Below are 17,709 nucleotides of genomic sequence, written 5' to 3'. Positions count from 1 at the left end.
TAATCAGGAAATTGATTCTTGCGGATTGGCTCGCAAAATCTTGTCCTGTAAGACTTTTAGCAAAACACCGTATGCCGGTAGGAAAAGGCCTAAGCTCACGATTAGCTTAAAGCCGTAATCGACTGTAGCGATTTCGGGCCAATTGGCTGCCATAAAGCTATCGGAAGAGGCGTAAAAGGCGATACTGAAAAAGACTAAAGTATCGACCAGATTTCCGACTAAGGTTGAGGCGGCTGGGGCGACCCACCAAGAGCGACTGGCTCGAATACGGGCAAAAACCTTAATATCCATCAACTGACCAATCAAATAAGCCGCGAAGCTGGCAAAGGCAATTCGGAACACAAAGGTATTCCACTGTGCAAGTGAATCAGTACCTTGAAAGCTGCCTTGATGGAACATCACTCCCATCACGTAGGAAATCATCAAAGCGGGAATCATAGCTTTGAGTATGATGCTGCGTGCGGCTTGTTGGCCAAAAATACGGACAGTGAGATCTGTGGCTAAGTACACGAACGGAAAGCTGAATGCCCCCCAAGTTGTGTGGTAGCCAAACAGTTGAAATGGCAATTGTACTAAGTAGTTGCTGACGCAAATAATCAGTATGTGGAATCCTACTAATAGGAATAAAGCGCGGCGAAGCTGCGCTGTGGTTAACATTAACATATGTGGCCTTTTTAGTTGTGTAGGGCGGGGTGAGGGAACCCGCTAATATTCAATTTATTATGTTTACGACTTTATTGCCGATGACAGCGTGCTGAAATCGGGTCGCCATTATAGTGGTCGAGTTTTAAGATGCAAGTCTGCTGTTTAAATGTGCACATAGAATGAAAACTCTTCTACACTTTGAATACGTCGAAGGAGGATAGCCATGAGACGATTTTTTGCTACTTTTTGCTTATTTTTAGCTGTGTTACCTGTATCTGTTTCCGCCGCTCAGCCGATAGTGGTCAATGTCGCAACGTCAACTTGGGAGGGATTTGCCAATCGTGATAAAACGGGTTACTACTTCGAGTTACTTCAGCGGATTTTCCCTGAGCCAGAATGGCAACTCAATGTGCAGTTTATGCCTTTTGCCCGCAGTTTATATCTTGTTGAGCACAATCGTACCGATATCACGCTCAGCGTTTACAAGGGTGATATTAAAAAGGGGCTATTAACAGAGAATATGGTTGAAGTGGACTCTATCGATGTGGCTGTTACTGCCGAGGCAGCAGCAGGCTGGACCGGTATTGAAAGCCTATCCCACAAGAAGGTTCAGGCCATGCTGGCCTACAGATACAATATGCTGACACCTGTGCCTATGTATTACGAAGAAAGTAGCGATATGTTGACTATGCTCAATAGCTTAAATGCTGGACGTATAGATGCCGTGCTAGATTACAAACCTAATTTACTTACGTTTGTTCCTAAATTAAAGGCGCCACAAAATTTTGTGATTATTCAAGGTGTACTCAAGGCCGAAACCTATTTTGTTTTCGCTAACACCGAGAAAGGCCAGATGTTGAAACAACATTTTGACCTTGCACATAAGCGCTTAATCGATTCGGGTGAACAGGACAGGCTTTACCTTGAAACGATTGAAAAACGAAGGGCTGACGGCGCTGAATAGTCTTAATGTTTACTAGGCTTATTACATTTCGAATAAAATCGACATTATGGTTGCGAGTTTATTTTCAAGCTCTTGCCACTCAGCTTCGGGCTCAGAACCTGCAATAATTCCCGCCCCCGCAAATAGGTTAATCCGACCTGGTTCGATCAGCGCACTGCGGATCGCTACCGAAAACTCACTCTCATATTTATTGAAATAGCCGCAGGCACCGGCGTACCAACCACGAATATAACCTTCACGTTGACGAATAAAGTTTAGCGCTGAATACCGCGGCAAGCCGCCAACTGCAGGAGTAGGATGCAGGGCTTGCAACAGTTGAAAATCATTTACGCCCGGCTTTAATTCGGCTCGAATTGCACGGTGTAAATGTTGAATATGGTTCAGTTTAAAAATAGTCGCTAATTCATCGGCGCCAACATAATTGCTCAGCGGCGTGAGCATATTCACTATGTGACTGCGAACAAGTTGGTTTTCAACGCTATTTTTGTTGTCTTCTAATAAAGCGTTCGCCAGCGCAACATCTTCTTCTTGATTGAGACCGCGTACCGTTGTTCCAGCAAGTGCCTCGGTAAATAGTTCTTGCTGACGGCGGCGGAATAAACGTTCTGGTGAGCAAGAGATAAAAGTGCGATCTGGGCTAAATTGAAAGCCAAACTGGAAACTATTGGGATTACGGCCCTGCCAGCAAGCCAGCACCATCCAAGGATCGATAGGTTCGTTGACTTCAAGTTGTGTTAAGCGGGATAACACGACTTTTGGGGTATCTTGATTGGACTTAGGATCCACCACTTGCTCGACTAATGTCTTCCAACGTTCAAAATCAGGTTTGTCACTGCGCCCAAGTGGAACGATCTTTTTAGGTGGCGAGAGTGGCTTAGCAGGCATGACGGCTTCGATAGCGCCGATGGCCTTATCTATCTCGCTATGGTGATCATTATCAGCAAAATTAAGATTCACTAATAGGCTAAATTTGTTCCCACTGCGTCTAAATTCAATGCGCGGCAGGATAAAGCGGCTATTACCGAACTCAGGCCAAGACTCTATAGTGCGATCGAAGGCAACACCGCCATAGTAGCGAATATTCTGATTCGTCGATAAGGCTCGCTGCTCTTGGTAGGCCATGGCCAGTTGCTGATCATTGATTCCGGTTTCAAATCTAAAGTCTTTGCACGCCCCTATCGCCGCGACTTCTTCGATTCTGTCGCGCCCATGCCAGTAGATCCTTGGGTATTGAGTCTGTGATGCCAGCCATGAAATTAAAGGCATAGCGACAGTATTTAGTGACAACTGCACTATCGGTTCCGTCGGTGGAACTTGCTTTAATTGAATGAGTTTGTCGATGAGAGACTTAAGGTCTTCAGACAGGGCATGAACGGGCAAATAGAACTCCAAAGATAACGGATGAAGGCGAAAGCTGAAGGTCACTCTGTCAGCGTCAGTAAATTCGACTCAGGTTAATGTCCTCTTTTACAAGCCATTTACCTGTAGTGATTTTAGTCTGTAAATAAGAATCTTTCGCTCAAATTAAAGGCCACGGTCGAGTGTGTCAAGATGTAAGGCCCTATCGTGTGACTTTCGCCATAGTCTCATTTTACGCTGATAAAAAATGTGACTTGAGTGGGTCTTTTTGTCGGGCAAGTCACCCTCGGTGGACATTTTGTCTCTTAGTCGTTAAATGTACTTTCCCTTTGTCGTAATTAGTCGATCTAGGTTGGTTTTTAAACGTTTTTCGGTTGAGACAGAATAATCGCGGTCCACAATAGCTTGCACATCTTAAATTTTCTACGTGACAAGTTAGATGTCTATTAACGTATGACTCGCCGTGGGAATGAAAAGACGACTAGGGTGAAGCCTTGTCATAGACTGTTCGTTAGATCTTTATAGGCAGATATAGCATGAAACTCTTAGATCTCGAAGGCGTTAGCTTCAACTATGGCAGCCAGTTACCGACGGTATTGCAGGAAATTAACTTGGCGATTGGTACCGGCCAATGCCATTGCGTGAGCGGTCCTACGGGCTCAGGAAAATCGAGTCTGCTAAATCTACTGGCGGGCGTGTTAAATCGCCCGCATGAAGGTGATATCTGGCGTTATCCTCAATTGGTTACGGGTCTGGTAATGCAAGACCCACAAACTCAGCTACTAAGGCAAACCGTTGGTGCCGAGGTGGCTTTCGCCTTAGAAAACCTCGGTATTCCCGCCGAGCAAATGCTACCTAAAGTGCAATTAGCACTGCGGCGCGTGGGCTTGTATCTGCGCCTCGATACCCAAGTCAGCACGCTTTCCCTCGGTCAAAAATATCGCTTAATGATCGCCGCCCAACTAGTGTCAGAGCCGCATTTACTGCTGCTCGATGAACCTTGGGCACAACTCGATGATCACGGTGTGAGTGAGCTGCTGGTCGTGCTTCGTAATCTTATCCAAGATGGTATGGCGCTAGTATTAGTTGAGCATAACGCCTCGGCATTCGCCGAGATTATTCAGCATTATTGGCAGTTAGAGGCTGGCAAGTTGTCCGAAGGCATCTATACCGTGAGCGATGCGCCACAAATTGAAGCGCCTGCGTGGCGACATCAAGCTAAATTTGAGCATTTAGGCAAAGTCTTGGTCAGCGCCGAAGCCTTTGATTTTGGGTTCGATGCTTGTCCCATGTTATTTGCGTGTCCACAAGGATTCCAATTGCAAGCTGGGGAGATAGTGACCTTAGTGGGCGACAACGGCTCTGGTAAAACGAGTCTATTGAAAACTATAGCGGGCGTGCACAGTTTAAGGCAGCGTCTTCCCCTTAAAGTGCTAGGGCGAAGGCCTAAATTGGGGATTTATGGCGCTGAATTGGGACTGTTGATGCAAAGGCCGAGTCGACAATTATTTGAGTCTAACGTGCTAGCCGAAATGCAGTTTAGCCTTAGGCGCTTTGAACTCCCCAAAGAGCGAGCGGTGCAAATGTTGGACGAGTTGGATTTATTTAGCTTAGCCCATCTGTCGCCCCACAAATTATCCTACGGCCAACAGCACTTGATTGCCTTAGCGTCACTTGCCTGTTTACGCCCTAAGGTGCTGCTTTTGGACGATCCATTGGCGGGGATGGATAAGCATTACTACGGCAAAGTGTGGTACTTGCTAAAGCGGTTAAGCTCCCAAGGTTGCGCTATTTTGCTCAGTACTCACAGAAGCATTGAACACAGTGCAGTGTCACGGCAACTGAGTTTACGTAATGGTTTATTGGTGGAAGAGTCAACTGAAATGGCTGAGCGTTATGTGGGGTAGTTGTGAGCTTTTCGCGCGTGAGGGTCGTTGGTTTTGAATGCCTAGCCCTTAGGCATTTGTTGAAATAATGAGAGATTGAAATGGGCCTAATCGACGCCTTAAGCTCTGATTTCATCGTATCTTGTTTAGGACCCTTTATTTACCAAGAAAGTCTATGGTGATTTTCTAATCCTCGTCTTAGAATGCCCCTCACGTCTGTTCTATAATAATCAAAAATAACAACAGAACATTTGAGCGTAAGTCGCTTTAATGTCGTATGGTTAAGTTGATATTTTATTCAGGCACATCATCCTTGGGGTTGTAGATATGAGTGAGTCGGCAGAATCAGTTGAACTTATCAAATTACCTGTGTCGCAATTGACATTAGGTATGTTTGTCAGTGCCATAGACAAAAATGATAAAGGTCAACTTGCTATTGCAAATGCAGGACAAATTAAACACAAGGATGCGATTTTAAAGTTAGCTAAAAGTGGTATTAAATTTGTTTGGGTAGACGCTGATCGTTCGGCTGAACATTGTGGGTTAAAGAAAAAAATCACTAACGATAATCAAACTGACAATAAAAAAGCGCTCATTAGCCGCGATAAGCAACAAGCTCAAGCTAAAGTCATGCTTACCGAGGCGAAAGACCTCATTCGTAAAGTCTTATCTGAGACCTTCGAAGGTAAAGCCATCGAAGTTGCCCCCTTCGAAGCGTTAGCCGATACCATGATAGAGTCAGTGATGTTGGATGCTGATGCGCTTAAATGTATGTCTGCACTCCGTTCAAAAGATGCCTATCTACTTGAACATTCAGTGAATGTTGCCTTTCTACTGGTTACCTTTGGTAAATACTTAAAGCTAGATCGCGTCATGCTACGGGAAATGGCGGTCGGCGGGATTTTACACGATATTGGCAAGATTAAAGTCGACAATAAAGTGCTGCACAAGCCGGGTAAATTGACACCAGAAGAGTTTGAACATATGAAGCTGCATCAAGTGTATGCGCTTGAAATTATGAACGAAACTAATGGATTGTCGCAGATCAGTAAAGATATCTGCTTAATGCACCACGAAAAGTTAGATGGCAGAGGTTATCCAAGGGGTTTGAAGGGTGATGAAATCCCCCGCCATGGCCGTATGAGTTGTATCGTTGATATCTTCGATGCTTTAACAGCAACGCGATGTTATAAAGAGGCGATGAGCCCTGCCGCGGCCTTTAAAATTTTACTCAGTCTGACGCCATTCCATTTGGATCAAGAATTGGTCTATGAGTTTATTCGTTGTATTGGTGTTTACCCTGTGGGTTCCTTAGTTGAATTGTCGGATGGTCGTGTTGGTATTGTTTGGGCCTCGAAAGATAGGGATGCGCTACATCCAATCGTAAAGTGTTTTTATTCTTTAAAAGTAAAACGTTACACTGATGTCGCTATGGTGGATTTATTAAAATCTGAACTTTATATTGAACGCGGTGTGTCACCGAGTACATTAGATATCGATCCGACTCCTTTCTATTAATCTTCAAATCCTACCTTAAATGCCGGTCATCTGAGTCGATGGCTGGTGTGAATGATTGCAGAGCCTGCGCTAAAAACCGTAAACTGAAAGTATTTCTCTGGTCGAGCAATGCTATGAACAGTGCTATGAAATCACTATTTCCTATTTTTATCATTCTCTTATCCTTGGCTTTGTTAATCCCTGGGGTGACTCAACCTATTTTGAGTATCAGCGGCAGTATCGATAAGGCCAAGCTGGCGGAACAAGGCATAGAGCAAGTTGCCCAAAGCTTTGATGAGGACTCTGGGCGTGAAAGTGCCCGCGGTATGTTAAGCATGGTCAGTGGCTTGCTTGGGTTTAATAGCCTTAAAGGTGAAGTCCAAGTGTTGCAGAAGACTCGTAGTATTTGGGGGACGGTAACCGAACTTTATCACTCTGGGAATGGGCTCGTCGCGGGATTAGTCATGTTATTCAGTGTGATAGTGCCAGCCTTGAAGTTGAGCTTAATGTTGGCACAGCAATGTGTTAGCTCGATTGGCCTGAAACTGAGGATTAATGCCGTCGTCAACGCACTCGCCAAGTGGTCGATGGCCGATGTGTTTGTGATAGCGCTGATCATCACCTTTATGGCGGGGAACGCCTCAGGTGACATGGGGGAAATGTTAAAAACCCAAGCGCAATTTGAAAACGGTTTTTACTTCTTTACCGCTTACTGCATTTTATCGATCCTGAGTGGTTTTTTAGTGCGGCGTCCAACGCCAATTTTGTAGCTATTTTATAAGGCATCCCGACCTTAGCGATAAGGTCGGGATGCCGAGATTTAACCGCTCAGCGAGTTAGGACAAAGTGCCATTTTGATAGATGGGCATAATCCAATAGCGACAGGGATTATGTTTGCAGACCAGCGCCAAAGCAGCGAGCAGCGCGGCTTGTTGCGTAGCGGGGTGCATGATTTCGAATTTGCAGAACTCCCGATAACCTTCCACTTGTTCCTTGATATTAAAATGGCTGTGTTCACGGCTAAAACCACAAATATTCCCTAGGCTAAAGCCCGATAGAAACTCCAACTCTATCAAGGTATCGACTATGTCGTCCTTAATATCATTTTGGGCGATCAGTACTAACAGTTGTTCTGTGCTCATTTACGTTTCTCCAGCCAAAAATACAGAATTGGCAGTAAATACAGTGTGGTTATGGTTGAAGTGAGCAGACCGCCAATCACCACAATCGCTAAAGGTTTTTGAATTTCAGCCCCAGGACCTGAGGCAAACACTAGCGGCATAAGACCAAACATGGCCGTTGTCGCCGTCATCAAAATGGGGCGTAAACGCCGCGCTGCACCTTGTTCTACCCGTTCGCGCAGATTACTGAACATGTGCTTGGTTTGTTCGTAATAGCTGACCATCACCACGCCATTGAGCACAGCAACCCCAAGTAGGGCGATAAAGCCAACTGAGGCGGGCACGGACAAATATTCCCCCGATAAATACAGGCTAACTATGCCGCCCATCATAGCGAAGGGAACGTTGGCGAGGATTAAGCCCGCTTTGGCCAGTGAGCCAAATGTGGTGAATAAAATCAAAGTGATCAGTGCGATAGCAATGGGGATCACTAGTAGTAAATTGCTGGTGGCCCGTTGTTGGTTTTCAAACTCACCACCAAAACTTACGCTATAACCGCTCGGGAGTTTGATTTCCTTTGCTATTTTAGCGCTGAGCTCTTCTACAAAACTCACAATATCGCGACCTTGCACGTTGGTGGTGATCACTGAAAAGCGATTCCCTTGCTCACGCTCGATAAGGATGGGGCCTTGCTTATAGCTTAAGGTGGCGACATCACTCAGGCGTTTTAAGGAGTGATCTGGCATCACCAGTAACTGATTTTTAAGCTCATTAATGCTGCTTAAGTGGCTCTGATTATTAGCCATCAGTACGGGTGTGCGCTTCTTACCTTGCAGCACTTCGGTCACTATCACGCCTTCGAGTTGGCTTTTCAGGTAGCGAGCAAACTCCATGGTGCTCATGCCAAAGCCACGGGCGAGCTCGTTATCTAAGGTGAGGTTGATAAAAGGACTGCCTTCGATCATCGCCATTTTCACATCGACGCTGCCGCTGGTGGCATTAACGAGCTGTTGGATCTGGCTCGTGAGCTGGCCTAAGGTGTCGATATCATTACCAAAGACCTTAATCGCCACGTCGCCAATACTACCAGTGAGCATTTCGGACACGCGCATTTGTATCGGTTGAGTGAAGTTAAAATTAACGCCGGGATAGTCCAATAACACAGTGCGGATCGCATCGATAAGCGCTTCTTTATTGGCAAAGCGCCATTCGCTGCGGGGCAGAAGTTCTAAGAATACATCGGTTTCATTGAGCCCCATGGGATCTAAGCCGATTTCATCCGCGCCAGTACGCGCCACCATTTGTTTGATTTCAGGAACTTTAGCCAGCAAGGTTTGCTGAATTTGCTTGTCGATGGCAATCGAAGCTTCGAGTGAAATCGACGGGGATTTCTCCAGCTGCAGGATAATGTCGCCTTCATCTAAGGTCGGCATAAAGGTTTTTCCCACTAACCCGAACAGCCCTAGGCTGACGATAAGCAAGCTAAAGGCGATCACCATAAAGCGTTTTTGATGGCTAAACGTGCTCTTGAGGCTGACCAGATAAAACTGTTTAAGCTTTTCAATCGCCTTAGGTTCCTTGGCGGCTTTTTCGTTGACGAGATAAGAAGCGATAACCGGAATGACAGTTAACGACAACACCAGCGCCGACAGCATGGCAAACACGATAGTGACCGCAACTGGGGTGAAGAGTTTGCCTTCAAGCCCGCTCAAGGTCAGTAAGGGCGAGAACACTATCATGACGATCACTGTGCCCGACACCACGGGAATGGCAACGTCCTTGGTCGCGCGAAAAATCAAATGCAGCCGCGGTAATCTCTGCTTAGTAGCGATGAGATTCACCATGTTTTCGACTACGACCACAGATGAATCCACTAACATGCCGATGGCAATAACCAGTCCGCCTAGGCTCATTAAGTTTGCAGAAAGATTGAAGTAATCCATCATCAAAAACGTCATCAACGCGGCAAGAGGCAGCGAGAGTGATACGACCAATGCGGCGCGCACGTTGCCTAAAAATAGCGCCAGCAAGATGATCACCAACACTACGGCTTCGAATAAGGCATTGGAGATGGTCTCAATCGCGGTATTGATCAGATTCGCGCGGTCGTAAAAGGTGTTGATCTGGCTCCCTTCTGGTAAGGTTAGGCTGATTTGATCGAGTTTTTCTTTAATGTTTTTGACTACTTGTGCGGTATTGGCGTCTTTCAGGGCGATGATCAAGGCTTCGGCGGTTTCATTGCCGTCTTTAGTGACTGCGCCATAGCGGGCTAAGTGGCCAATTTGAATATCGGCTAAATCCTGCAGTCGATACACTCTGGCATCATCGGCCTTGATCACTAATTGTTTGAGCTCGTCGATGTCATCGATGCGACCTTCGGCACGCACTATGATGGTATCTGTACCAATGGTGAGCTTGCCCGCACCTTCGTTGTGATTATTCTCAACTATCGCCTGTTGCAGCGCCGCAAAACTTACGCCCGCGGCCGCCATAGCCGCAGGTTTGGGTGTCACACTAAAGCTTTTGGCATAGCCACCGAGGATATTCACATCGGCGACACCTGCAACGGTTCGTAGTAGCGGACGGATTTCCCATTCGAGCAACTGCCGTCTTTCCATCAGCGAAAGATTGGGATTTTCGAGTGAAAACATAAAGATTTCGCTGAGCGGCGTACTCATTGGCGCTACGCCGCCCGTCACACCTTCAGGGAAACTGTCCCACACGGCGGCGATGCGTTCGCTCACCTGCTGGCGCGCCCAATAGATATCTGTGCCTTCGTCAAAATCGAGGGTGATATCGCTGATGGCGTATTTAGTGGTCGAGCGCAGAATCGATTGATGGGGAATACCTAACAGTTCGGTTTCAATCGGCACGGTAATTTGCGCTTCGATTTCCTCCGGCGTCATGCCGGGCGCCTTGAGGATGATTTTCACTTGGGTGGGCGAAATATCGGGAAAGGCATCCAAGGGAATGGAAAACCAGGCTCGCGCTCCCGCTAACATGATGATCAGCGCCACAATCAGCACAAATAAGCGCTGCGTAAGCGAAAAGCGGATGACTGAGGTCAACATCTTATTCGCCTCCTAGGCCAAGCATTATGCCTTTGACTGCAGCAACTGACTGGGATAACACTTGGATTTGGCTGAGATCTTGATCGCTTTCAACGATATATTGCTCTGGGGTTGAACCGAGAATATCGATCGTAATCGAGGTGAGCGTGTCTGCGGTTTTAGTGAAGACTTGGCTGTCTTGCTCCCAACTGAATACGCTATTTTTAGGCAATAAATACACCGCCTTTTGATACTCGGGTATCACAGTGATTTGTTGTCCTAACAGTAAGTTACATTCCTGCGGCAAGGGTGATGACCAAGCGGTCACAAAGGCACCTTCGGCGATGGCCGACACGGACTCAATGGCTATATGGCACTGATTGATATTCACCGCCGAAAGTGAGTGCGACTGACTCATAGGCACACTGACCTTGACGCGAATGCTGTCGCTGTGCACCAGTGAGAATAGCTGCGAACCCGCCATATAAGGCCCTTTTACTTGGTTGAGTTTAACGATCCCCGCCACTGGCGTGCCTACCACTAGGGAGTCTGTGGTGGCATCTGTGCTTTTGACTATCTCCATAAAATGCTGCATGTGCTCGTATTCGAGGTGAGTGCTGAAGTAGTCTTGGCTGATCTCGCGCCATTTTTCGGCGCTGATACTGCCATTGTTTAATAAGGGTTTATTGCGCTCATAACGGCTCTTTGCCAGTTGATATAAGCTGCCAGCAGCTTCGACTTGTGTGAGGTAGTGGAACACTTCTGGCCCAGTCAGTTTAACTATTGCTTGGCCTTTAGTGACGAGCTGGCCTTGGCCGACGAGGAAGCTGATCTGCTGGATATTCTCCGGCGTGCTGATCCAATAATCGTTACCGGGGAGGATTTCAACCTGCGCGGGCAACGGGCTGCCCTCATAACTGGCGACTTTCTGTGGTTGTACGTAGCTCAGGTCTAAATTACCGAGGGAGCTTATCGTTAAGGATTCAGCCTGCACTAAAGTGGCAACACTGGCGGATAAACAGAAAAGGCATGCGCCGTACTTGGCCATCATAATGAGATTCCTAAGGCTTGCAGTTGTTGGGAGTGCAGTTGTTGCTGCGCGACTTGGTTCAGTGCTAAGCGGGATTCGGTATCGAGCGCATCCATATAGCGGCGCAGCCAGACTTCGTAGCTAACTTGGTTTTGGTCTTTGACCTTGGCCAGCTCTTCAGTGATGGTGCGGCTAAGGTGTAAGGCTTGGGTTAGCAATGTTTGTTTGTCGAGTAAGTTTTGTTGCTGTTGCTCTAGCTTTTTAAGCTGAGTTTTTAGCTCGATATAGGTACGGTCGAGGTTGAGCGTGTGCTCGGTATTGGCTTGTTGCCATTGGGATAATTCGGTTTGTGATAGGGCAGAACCTAAGGTCAGTGGTACAGAAACGGCGATGCCAAGTTGTTGATCATCGACTTGATTATCGGCGGTATTTTTGGCCGTGAGTGAGACAGCCCAAGGATCGTTATTCCCTGCTTGCTGACTCTGGATGATCAACAGCTGTTGCTGCTTCTGCAGGCTCAATAGTTGCCATAATGGATGCTGCGCGAGCATGTCATTGGGTTGGTTGTTGGCAGAAAGTGGCCGCGCGGTTTCGGCTATGTTCTGCGGTATTTGCTCTTGTCCGGTGAGTTGTTGATAGAGGGCACGCGCCTCGGCCTGTTGCTGATTAAGATCGACCCGCTCCAGTGCAATATCCACCAGTTCGCGTTCTAACAAGAGTATGTGGGCAATCGGCAGTTCGCCCGCATCTGTGAGTTGCTTTTGCTGACTATGAAGCTTGTCGAGTAATTGGCTCTTGCGATCTAATTGGGCCAGTTTCACTGCAGCAAGACGATGTTCCCACAGGCTTTGTCGCAATAATCCCGATAAATACAGGCCTTGCAGCGCGGCTTGTTGCACCTGAATGCCTTGGGTGAGTTGTTTAATTTGCTTATCGCTGCTGTGCAAAGCAGGGGATTTTATTGGCAAATTGAGTGAGAGTTCCTGCTCGTAGCTGTTACCATTATCTAGGCTACCTAAGTGACTCAAGCTAATGCTCGGCAGGCCATTGAGCCAAGATGAACTGCTTAAGCTTATTTGTGATTGCGGTAACTGACCGCCTGATTGAGATAGAGAATGTAATCTTGCTTGGCTGGTGGTGAGTGCTTGAGATAGCTCGGAATGCGCGGCGTGGCACAGGAAACTGCTGCTGACTAAGGTCGCCAACAGACATAACTTGATACAAGACGTACTGACAGACATAGGACGATTCTATGGTAATAAAGTGTGCTGTTAGTGTAGGGATTGGTGGGCGAAAGTCGTGGGGGACATGTATCATAAAACCGTCTATGGTACATATGTCCCATAAATTAATGGGTTGATTTTGCTTTTATTTAGGAGTTTTTCGATGAAGGATCTTGTCATTATTGGTCTGTTGGCCTTGATCATATGCTTTAAGCTTTTTGACATCACTTCCGACATTCAATTGGGCATTCCCCAATGGCATATTGCCCAGGAAGCCATGTTATTAGTGCTCACTGTGATTGGTGCCATGTACTTAAGTTATGACCTTATTCGTCGCTCCCGCGAAGTGAAAGCGTTGGCTAAACGGTTGGAGCATGCGGATAAAAAAATCGACAATATGTCGACGCAAATGCGCTCTGCCAGACAAGAATATAGCCAAGCGGTGTCGCAGCAATTCGAGACTTGGGGCTTTACTAAGAGTGAGCAGCAAGTGGCATTTTTACTGCTTAAGGGTTTAAGTTTTAAAGAAATTGCTGAAGTGCGCCAGACTAAAGAAAAAACCGTCAGACAACAGGCATCGACCATTTACGGTAAAGCGGCAGTCGATGGACGCCATACTTTTTGTGCTTGGTTTATGGAAGATTTTATTCAAGAACATAATCAAGATCTTGCTGCGAATGAAGCGGCATCAAGCCCTAAGGCGGCTTAATCAACGCAGGATTGGCTTAGCTGTTATAGCTATTTGTTATTGAAAATCGATATTTGCTGAGTTTTTAGTTCTAAACAATAATGAGCATCCCCTAAGTTTGCAGGAAGATGCAATTGAAAAACTGGCTGATTATCGTGTTTTGCCTGATTGCCTTGGTCGCTTCGACGCAAACCACAGGACTCGTGCGCTCACTTATCGAATTCTCCGCCTTTGTTGGCGTCCTCTACTGGGCTTGGCGAATGAAGCCGACAGCAGAGTAGATTGGCTTTGAGTTAAATCTTAGCTATTGAAAATAAAGAATATACACTAAAGACGTGATACCAATCGCTGCCCACAGCATCACCCCAAGCAACAAAGGTTTGGGGCCACTCGCCCGCATCTTCTGCACTGTAATTCCTGCACCAATCAAAAACAAACACAGGACTAATGCCCGTTTCGACACCATAAATAAGGTGTCATAAACAGCGTGGAATTGTGGCAACCAATGGGCCACGGCAATGGCTAAACAATAAAAACCGATAAAATACGGCAGGTTAAGCTTGCGCTTATTGCCACCAAACAACATAGCGCTGACCAATGCTATCGGAATAATCCACAGGGCACGGGCGAGTTTTATGGTTGTTGCGGTTTTTAAGGCTTCATCGCCGTAGGCTGAAGCCGCGCCAACAACCGATGAAGTATCGTGGATGGCGATGGCACTCCACACGCCAAAATCGTATTGGCTCATATTGAGCAAGTGGCCGAGTGCAGGGAATAAAAATAGCGCGACTGAATTGAGCACAAATACGCAGGCTAATGCAGTGGCGGTTTGATCGTTACGCGCATTGATGGCCGGAGCGACTGCGGCAATGGCACTGCCACCGCAAATAGCGGTACCAGAGGCGATTAAGTGTCCCGTGACATGATCAAATTTCAGGGCGCGGGTGAGCACAAACCCTAAGCTGAGGGTGAAAAAGATTGAGCCAACAATCAGGCCGAAGTTGTGGGTGCTCGCCTCGATCGCCGCGTTTAAGTTAATCCCAAACCCTAAGCCAATGATCGAATAAGACAGGAGTTTTTTGGTGAGTGCGGCGATATTCCATTGCACTGGCACCCAACCAAGGCTGGCTAAGGTAAAACCGAGCACTAGCGCCATGGGCGATGAGATAAAAGGCGCGAGGCATAACAAACCCGCACAGATGAAAACAATGCGATGAGTCTTATTATCTTGCTGTGATGTTGATGAAGAATTCATAACGCCTTAGGCTCGAGCGATTCGGTTTATCGTTCCAACCACAGATCTTCACATTAAGCGACGGATACAAAATGGCGATCAATTGGATTGATCATGGAGACAGATGCAAGAGGGCATTATAGCTGTGTGTATGATCCTCAATAAAATCAATTAAACTTATCTAGTTAATCAATTTTATTGACTCTTAGAAGGTTTGGCAAAGCAGGAGGGTAAATCGAAGAAGATGAACTGAGCTCAGTTCATCTTCTTAGCTAGATAATAAATGGCGAGGTTACAAAACGTGAAATTATAAATTTACGATACTTTTCAAGTTGTAATCGCTGCCATCCTTTGCGGTAAACAACTTATCTTGGGTGTCGTTGGCGCTGGACATACCCGCATGTAATAGGCTGAGCCAATGGCGCGATGCGGCAGAACGTGACTCTGGTGTTCCGACTACCATGTTTAATGACGTTCCGATTTGGATATCTTCCAGATTGGCAACGTCTCTCGCACCTATCATGCCACTGCGGTCGAAACTGAGTTCAACGTGGCAACCTAGGTCCTGTAACACTATGGCGCAAGGCGCATCTTTAGTGCCGTTAAAGGCCACAAACTGTTTTGGCTGACGTAAACCACTGTGGCTGCCGTCGGCAAAAAAGGCCAACAGGTGTTGGTAGTAAACCACATAGCTGCTCACATCTTGGTGTGAACCAGAGTTAAGTGGAAAGAGGCGGTCGAGGAATTGTTTCGCATTAGCGATCTTCTCGTGCTCGGCGACATTCACTTGGGCCACGGCTAGCACTTCTTCTGCGATGAGGCTGTTTAGATTCGGTTGGATCTGGTTGCTCTTGATAATTGACATATTCATCGCTTGTTCCTCTCACTCTTTCAATTTAAAAAAATTCAGGGTTTTGATTTAACTTTTGGCTTATCAAAGTTTGTCTTCAATTTGGTTTGTCCGCTTTGAGTGCTTAGCCACTTTTAGTGGGAGTGGTTAAGCATTTCTTGTACTGGAATGGCTTAGCTTGTTCGCATTAGCCTTTCCTTGATTGCTTGATTTGTAGTCTAGTCTTTTTTTGACTACAATTTCACAATAAAAATTTTACACTGTGAATTTTACAAAATGCGCAATGATCAGAGCTTGATGAGAAAATCACATTTCCTAGGCACAAAAATACGTAACCTACGGAAACGTAATAATTTAACTATGGAAGATTTGTCGGCACGATGCATTCGAGTCGACGCGGGAAGTGCGCCTTCTGTGTCATATTTGTCGATGATCGAACGTGGCAAGCGTGTGCCGAGTGCCGGCATGCTGGCAGTCATCGCCGCGGTTTTTCAAAAAGACGCCGAATGGTTCTTAGACGATGTGCCCGAAGAAAACGCCATTACGCCAGACAAGGGCCGACGTGGTGGCATAAGTGGTATGGCACTTGAACCCAGCTTTTTGTTTTCCAATGATATTTTACAAATAGCGATACCTGAGATGCTGTCGCAGACAGGGATCTCAGGTCGGCAGTTTGCCCATTTATTGATCCGTGCCCATCAAGAACACCATCAAAATCATTTCCCCGATCTTGAACGTGCCGCTGAAGAAGTCGGCCTCAAACGTATGCCCTTATCTTTGGACGATATGCTGGATATCGCTAAGGAAATGGGATTAAAAATCAAGTGGATAGACAGTACGCCGCAGGAAGTTATCGATGAAATGGGCGTGAGTTCGCGTCAGTTGGTCACCTCATTTATTGAGCCGCCGAGCACGATTTATGTAAATAAAATCCTCAAAAATCGCCCCAACAGACTCAAATATGATTTAGCCGTGCACATAGGTCATTGCGTGTTGCACAACAAGGACGGCCTCAAGAGTGTGATGATCTCAGGCCGCAAATTAGAAGTGGATGAAGAGGCGGGTATGCAGTCCAATACCTTGAACGCGCAGGATATCTTGCATGCGTGGCGCGATTTTGAATCGAGCTTCTTCGCCGGTGCGCTGCTGTGCCCTAAAGTGCCTTATCGCCAATTACTCGACCGCCACGGCTATGAGATTGAAGTACACAAGCAACTGCAAGTGTCAGCCTCAGTCGCCATGCGGCGCATGACAGTGGTATCTCCTTATCCCCATTGGCATTATTTCGACGCTTACGCACCAGGCAAACTCAAAGCCGTTTACCGTGGTAACGGGATTCCACTGCCTTGGGGCAATATGCGACTAGTGGAAGACCCTTGTCAGCATTGGGCCGTCTTTAGGATGATCAGTGAGCCGACGGTCGGTACTTCGGCACAGATTTCGATTTTAAACGTCGGCAACGAACCACGTATTTACTGCTGTGAGTCGATTAAAGTCGAAGACTCGGCTGGCAACCCGCATGTTCTCTGTGCTGGCATAGATTTAAATCCAGCGATTGAAGCACAGGGTAAAGATGCCCTGTCTATCGCCCACGACCTGAAAGATGCCTGTGTCGCCAGCGGCGGTTCAGTCACTATTCCCAAGCACATTAAAAGCGATCTGGTGAGCGTCGCAAAAATCCTCAATATCAACTGGATAGAACGCGGGATTAAAAACGACGCCCGCCTTATTTGCTCTCGCGGCGCCGTATGCCCACGCCAACCCAGTTGCTATCAAGCAGGTAAGTCACAGTGCGATGGGGAATAAGTTTGGGTTAATCACTGTTGTGATTTTATTATCAAGCTGCGCTTGATTAACGTCGTGGGTCTTCAACCCACACCCGACCAAGAGGGGATCAACAGCAATTCCCTCTTGGATCTCCCTTGCTGCCCCCAACGGAGTTGAAAGCCCCTTGTGCCCATTGACAAATTTGCTATCGCTTCCGAAGGATGCGTCCATGCACCTGCGAAAGCTAGCTCGCCATCCATGGCGAGACTCACGCGAATTTACCATTCGCCCTGCGGCAACTCCGAGGGGACTTGTATTATTCGGCATTAGAGGTCAATTTAGATCAGAAGTAATTTGTTCTTCTTGCTTTTGAGTAACTGATTTTTATGTGGCTT

15 protein-coding genes are annotated in these 17,709 nt (G+C 46.8%); 7 read left to right on the top strand and 8 right to left on the bottom strand.

Translation table 11 applies throughout. The annotated features are described in order from the left end of the window. Positions 1 to 3 precede the first annotated feature (3 nt). Complete coding sequence (locus KO531_RS13760) at positions 4 to 663, bottom strand: 7-cyano-7-deazaguanine/7-aminomethyl-7-deazaguanine transporter (protein ID WP_219251451.1); 660 nt, start codon at positions 661 to 663, stop codon at positions 4 to 6. Positions 664 to 868: 205 nt separating this feature from the next. Between KO531_RS13760 and KO531_RS13755 the strand changes: the two genes are divergently transcribed. Continuing rightward, on the top strand, positions 869 to 1,609 hold the full coding sequence (locus KO531_RS13755) for a transporter substrate-binding domain-containing protein (RefSeq protein ID WP_219251450.1): 741 nt from the start codon (positions 869 to 871) through the stop codon (positions 1,607 to 1,609). A gap of 21 nt (positions 1,610 to 1,630) precedes the next feature. On the opposite strand, the gene KO531_RS13750 is transcribed toward KO531_RS13755, so the two are convergent. Then, positions 1,631 to 2,989, bottom strand: coding sequence for an isochorismate synthase (locus tag KO531_RS13750; protein ID WP_219251449.1), 1,359 nt, complete (start codon positions 2,987 to 2,989; stop codon positions 1,631 to 1,633). Positions 2,990 to 3,504: 515 nt separating this feature from the next. Here KO531_RS13750 and KO531_RS13745 point away from each other — a divergent pair. The 3 genes from KO531_RS13745 (at position 3,505) to KO531_RS13735 (ending at position 7,121) form a co-directional block, all read left to right on the top strand. Then, on the top strand, positions 3,505 to 4,875 hold the full coding sequence (locus tag KO531_RS13745) for an ABC transporter ATP-binding protein (RefSeq protein WP_219251448.1): 1,371 nt from the start codon (positions 3,505 to 3,507) through the stop codon (positions 4,873 to 4,875). 306 nt (positions 4,876 to 5,181) lie between these two features. Continuing rightward, positions 5,182 to 6,372: an HD-GYP domain-containing protein gene (locus KO531_RS13740; protein ID WP_219251447.1), complete on the top strand. Its 1,191-nt coding sequence runs from the start codon at positions 5,182 to 5,184 to the stop codon at positions 6,370 to 6,372. Between the two features lie 113 nt (positions 6,373 to 6,485). Beyond that, positions 6,486 to 7,121 carry a paraquat-inducible protein A gene (locus tag KO531_RS13735; RefSeq protein WP_173497953.1) on the top strand — a complete coding sequence of 212 codons (636 nt, stop codon included), beginning with the start codon at positions 6,486 to 6,488 and terminating at the stop codon, positions 7,119 to 7,121. Between the two features lie 66 nt (positions 7,122 to 7,187). Here KO531_RS13735 and KO531_RS13730 read toward each other — a convergent pair whose 3' ends face one another. The 4 genes from KO531_RS13730 to KO531_RS13715 are packed head-to-tail and all read right to left on the bottom strand — an operon-like array spanning position 7,188 to position 12,793. Then, on the bottom strand, positions 7,188 to 7,493 hold the full coding sequence (locus KO531_RS13730; protein WP_173497814.1) for a DUF3240 family protein: 306 nt from the start codon (positions 7,491 to 7,493) through the stop codon (positions 7,188 to 7,190). Next, complete coding sequence (locus KO531_RS13725) at positions 7,490 to 10,543, bottom strand: CusA/CzcA family heavy metal efflux RND transporter (protein ID WP_219251446.1); 3,054 nt, start codon at positions 10,541 to 10,543, stop codon at positions 7,490 to 7,492. Before KO531_RS13725 ends, KO531_RS13730 begins: the two co-directional genes overlap by 4 nt. A gap of 1 nt (position 10,544) precedes the next feature. Then, positions 10,545 to 11,573, bottom strand: a complete 1,029-nt coding sequence (locus tag KO531_RS13720; protein WP_219251445.1) for a membrane fusion-like protein — start codon at positions 11,571 to 11,573, stop codon at positions 10,545 to 10,547. Next, positions 11,570 to 12,793 (bottom strand): metal transporter, encoded by a 1,224-nt coding sequence (locus KO531_RS13715; protein ID WP_219251444.1) that lies wholly within the window; start codon positions 12,791 to 12,793, stop codon positions 11,570 to 11,572. The genes KO531_RS13720 and KO531_RS13715 overlap by 4 nt, the downstream gene beginning before the upstream one ends. A 145-nt stretch (positions 12,794 to 12,938) precedes the next feature. Between KO531_RS13715 and KO531_RS13710 the strand changes: the two genes are divergently transcribed. Together KO531_RS13710 and KO531_RS13705 are read left to right on the top strand one after the other, a co-directional pair. Beyond that, entirely contained in the window at positions 12,939 to 13,484 is a 546-nt protein-coding gene (locus tag KO531_RS13710) for a LuxR C-terminal-related transcriptional regulator (protein ID WP_105250726.1), read from the top strand. Between the two features lie 113 nt (positions 13,485 to 13,597). Next, on the top strand, positions 13,598 to 13,744 hold the full coding sequence (locus tag KO531_RS13705; protein WP_105253023.1) for a hypothetical protein: 147 nt from the start codon (positions 13,598 to 13,600) through the stop codon (positions 13,742 to 13,744). Between the two features lie 23 nt (positions 13,745 to 13,767). Here KO531_RS13705 and KO531_RS13700 read toward each other — a convergent pair whose 3' ends face one another. Beyond that, a complete protein-coding gene (locus KO531_RS13700) occupies positions 13,768 to 14,718 on the bottom strand; it encodes a putative sulfate exporter family transporter (RefSeq protein ID WP_219251443.1) in 951 nt (316 codons plus the stop codon). Positions 14,719 to 15,004: 286 nt separating this feature from the next. Continuing rightward, complete coding sequence (locus KO531_RS13695; protein ID WP_011845404.1) at positions 15,005 to 15,568, bottom strand: malate synthase; 564 nt, start codon at positions 15,566 to 15,568, stop codon at positions 15,005 to 15,007. 255 nt (positions 15,569 to 15,823) lie between these two features. Here KO531_RS13695 and KO531_RS13690 point away from each other — a divergent pair, with 255 nt between their 5' ends. Continuing rightward, positions 15,824 to 17,353 carry a DUF3612 domain-containing protein gene (locus tag KO531_RS13690; RefSeq protein WP_219251442.1) on the top strand — a complete coding sequence of 510 codons (1,530 nt, stop codon included), beginning with the start codon at positions 15,824 to 15,826 and terminating at the stop codon, positions 17,351 to 17,353. Positions 17,354 to 17,709 lie beyond the last annotated feature (356 nt).

The organism is Shewanella sp. NKUCC06_TVS (genome assembly GCF_019345515.1).
GTDB classification, from domain to species: domain Bacteria; phylum Pseudomonadota; class Gammaproteobacteria; order Enterobacterales; family Shewanellaceae; genus Shewanella; species Shewanella oncorhynchi.
Note: the sequence above shows the minus strand (reverse complement) of the source record. Positions and strands in the feature narration are given on the sequence as shown.

Excerpts from the sequence above, each read along its gene's own strand:
- KO531_RS13715 (WP_219251444.1), bottom strand. The coding sequence starts at position 12,793 with ATGTCTGTCAGTACGTCTTGTATCAAGTTATGTCTGTTGGCGACCTTA.
- KO531_RS13690 (WP_219251442.1), top strand. The coding sequence starts at position 15,824 with ATGCGCAATGATCAGAGCTTGATGAGAAAATCACATTTCCTAGGCACA.
- KO531_RS13720 (WP_219251445.1), bottom strand. The coding sequence starts at position 11,573 with ATGATGGCCAAGTACGGCGCATGCCTTTTCTGTTTATCCGCCAGTGTT.
- KO531_RS13740 (WP_219251447.1), top strand. The coding sequence starts at position 5,182 with ATGAGTGAGTCGGCAGAATCAGTTGAACTTATCAAATTACCTGTGTCG.
- KO531_RS13710 (WP_105250726.1), top strand. The coding sequence starts at position 12,939 with ATGAAGGATCTTGTCATTATTGGTCTGTTGGCCTTGATCATATGCTTT.
- KO531_RS13735 (WP_173497953.1), top strand. The coding sequence starts at position 6,486 with ATGAACAGTGCTATGAAATCACTATTTCCTATTTTTATCATTCTCTTA.
- KO531_RS13725 (WP_219251446.1), bottom strand. The coding sequence starts at position 10,543 with ATGTTGACCTCAGTCATCCGCTTTTCGCTTACGCAGCGCTTATTTGTG.
- KO531_RS13730 (WP_173497814.1), bottom strand. The coding sequence starts at position 7,493 with ATGAGCACAGAACAACTGTTAGTACTGATCGCCCAAAATGATATTAAG.
- KO531_RS13755 (WP_219251450.1), top strand. The coding sequence starts at position 869 with ATGAGACGATTTTTTGCTACTTTTTGCTTATTTTTAGCTGTGTTACCT.
- KO531_RS13700 (WP_219251443.1), bottom strand. The coding sequence starts at position 14,718 with ATGAATTCTTCATCAACATCACAGCAAGATAATAAGACTCATCGCATT.
- KO531_RS13760 (WP_219251451.1), bottom strand. The coding sequence starts at position 663 with ATGTTAATGTTAACCACAGCGCAGCTTCGCCGCGCTTTATTCCTATTA.
- KO531_RS13745 (WP_219251448.1), top strand. The coding sequence starts at position 3,505 with ATGAAACTCTTAGATCTCGAAGGCGTTAGCTTCAACTATGGCAGCCAG.
- KO531_RS13695 (WP_011845404.1), bottom strand. The coding sequence starts at position 15,568 with ATGAATATGTCAATTATCAAGAGCAACCAGATCCAACCGAATCTAAAC.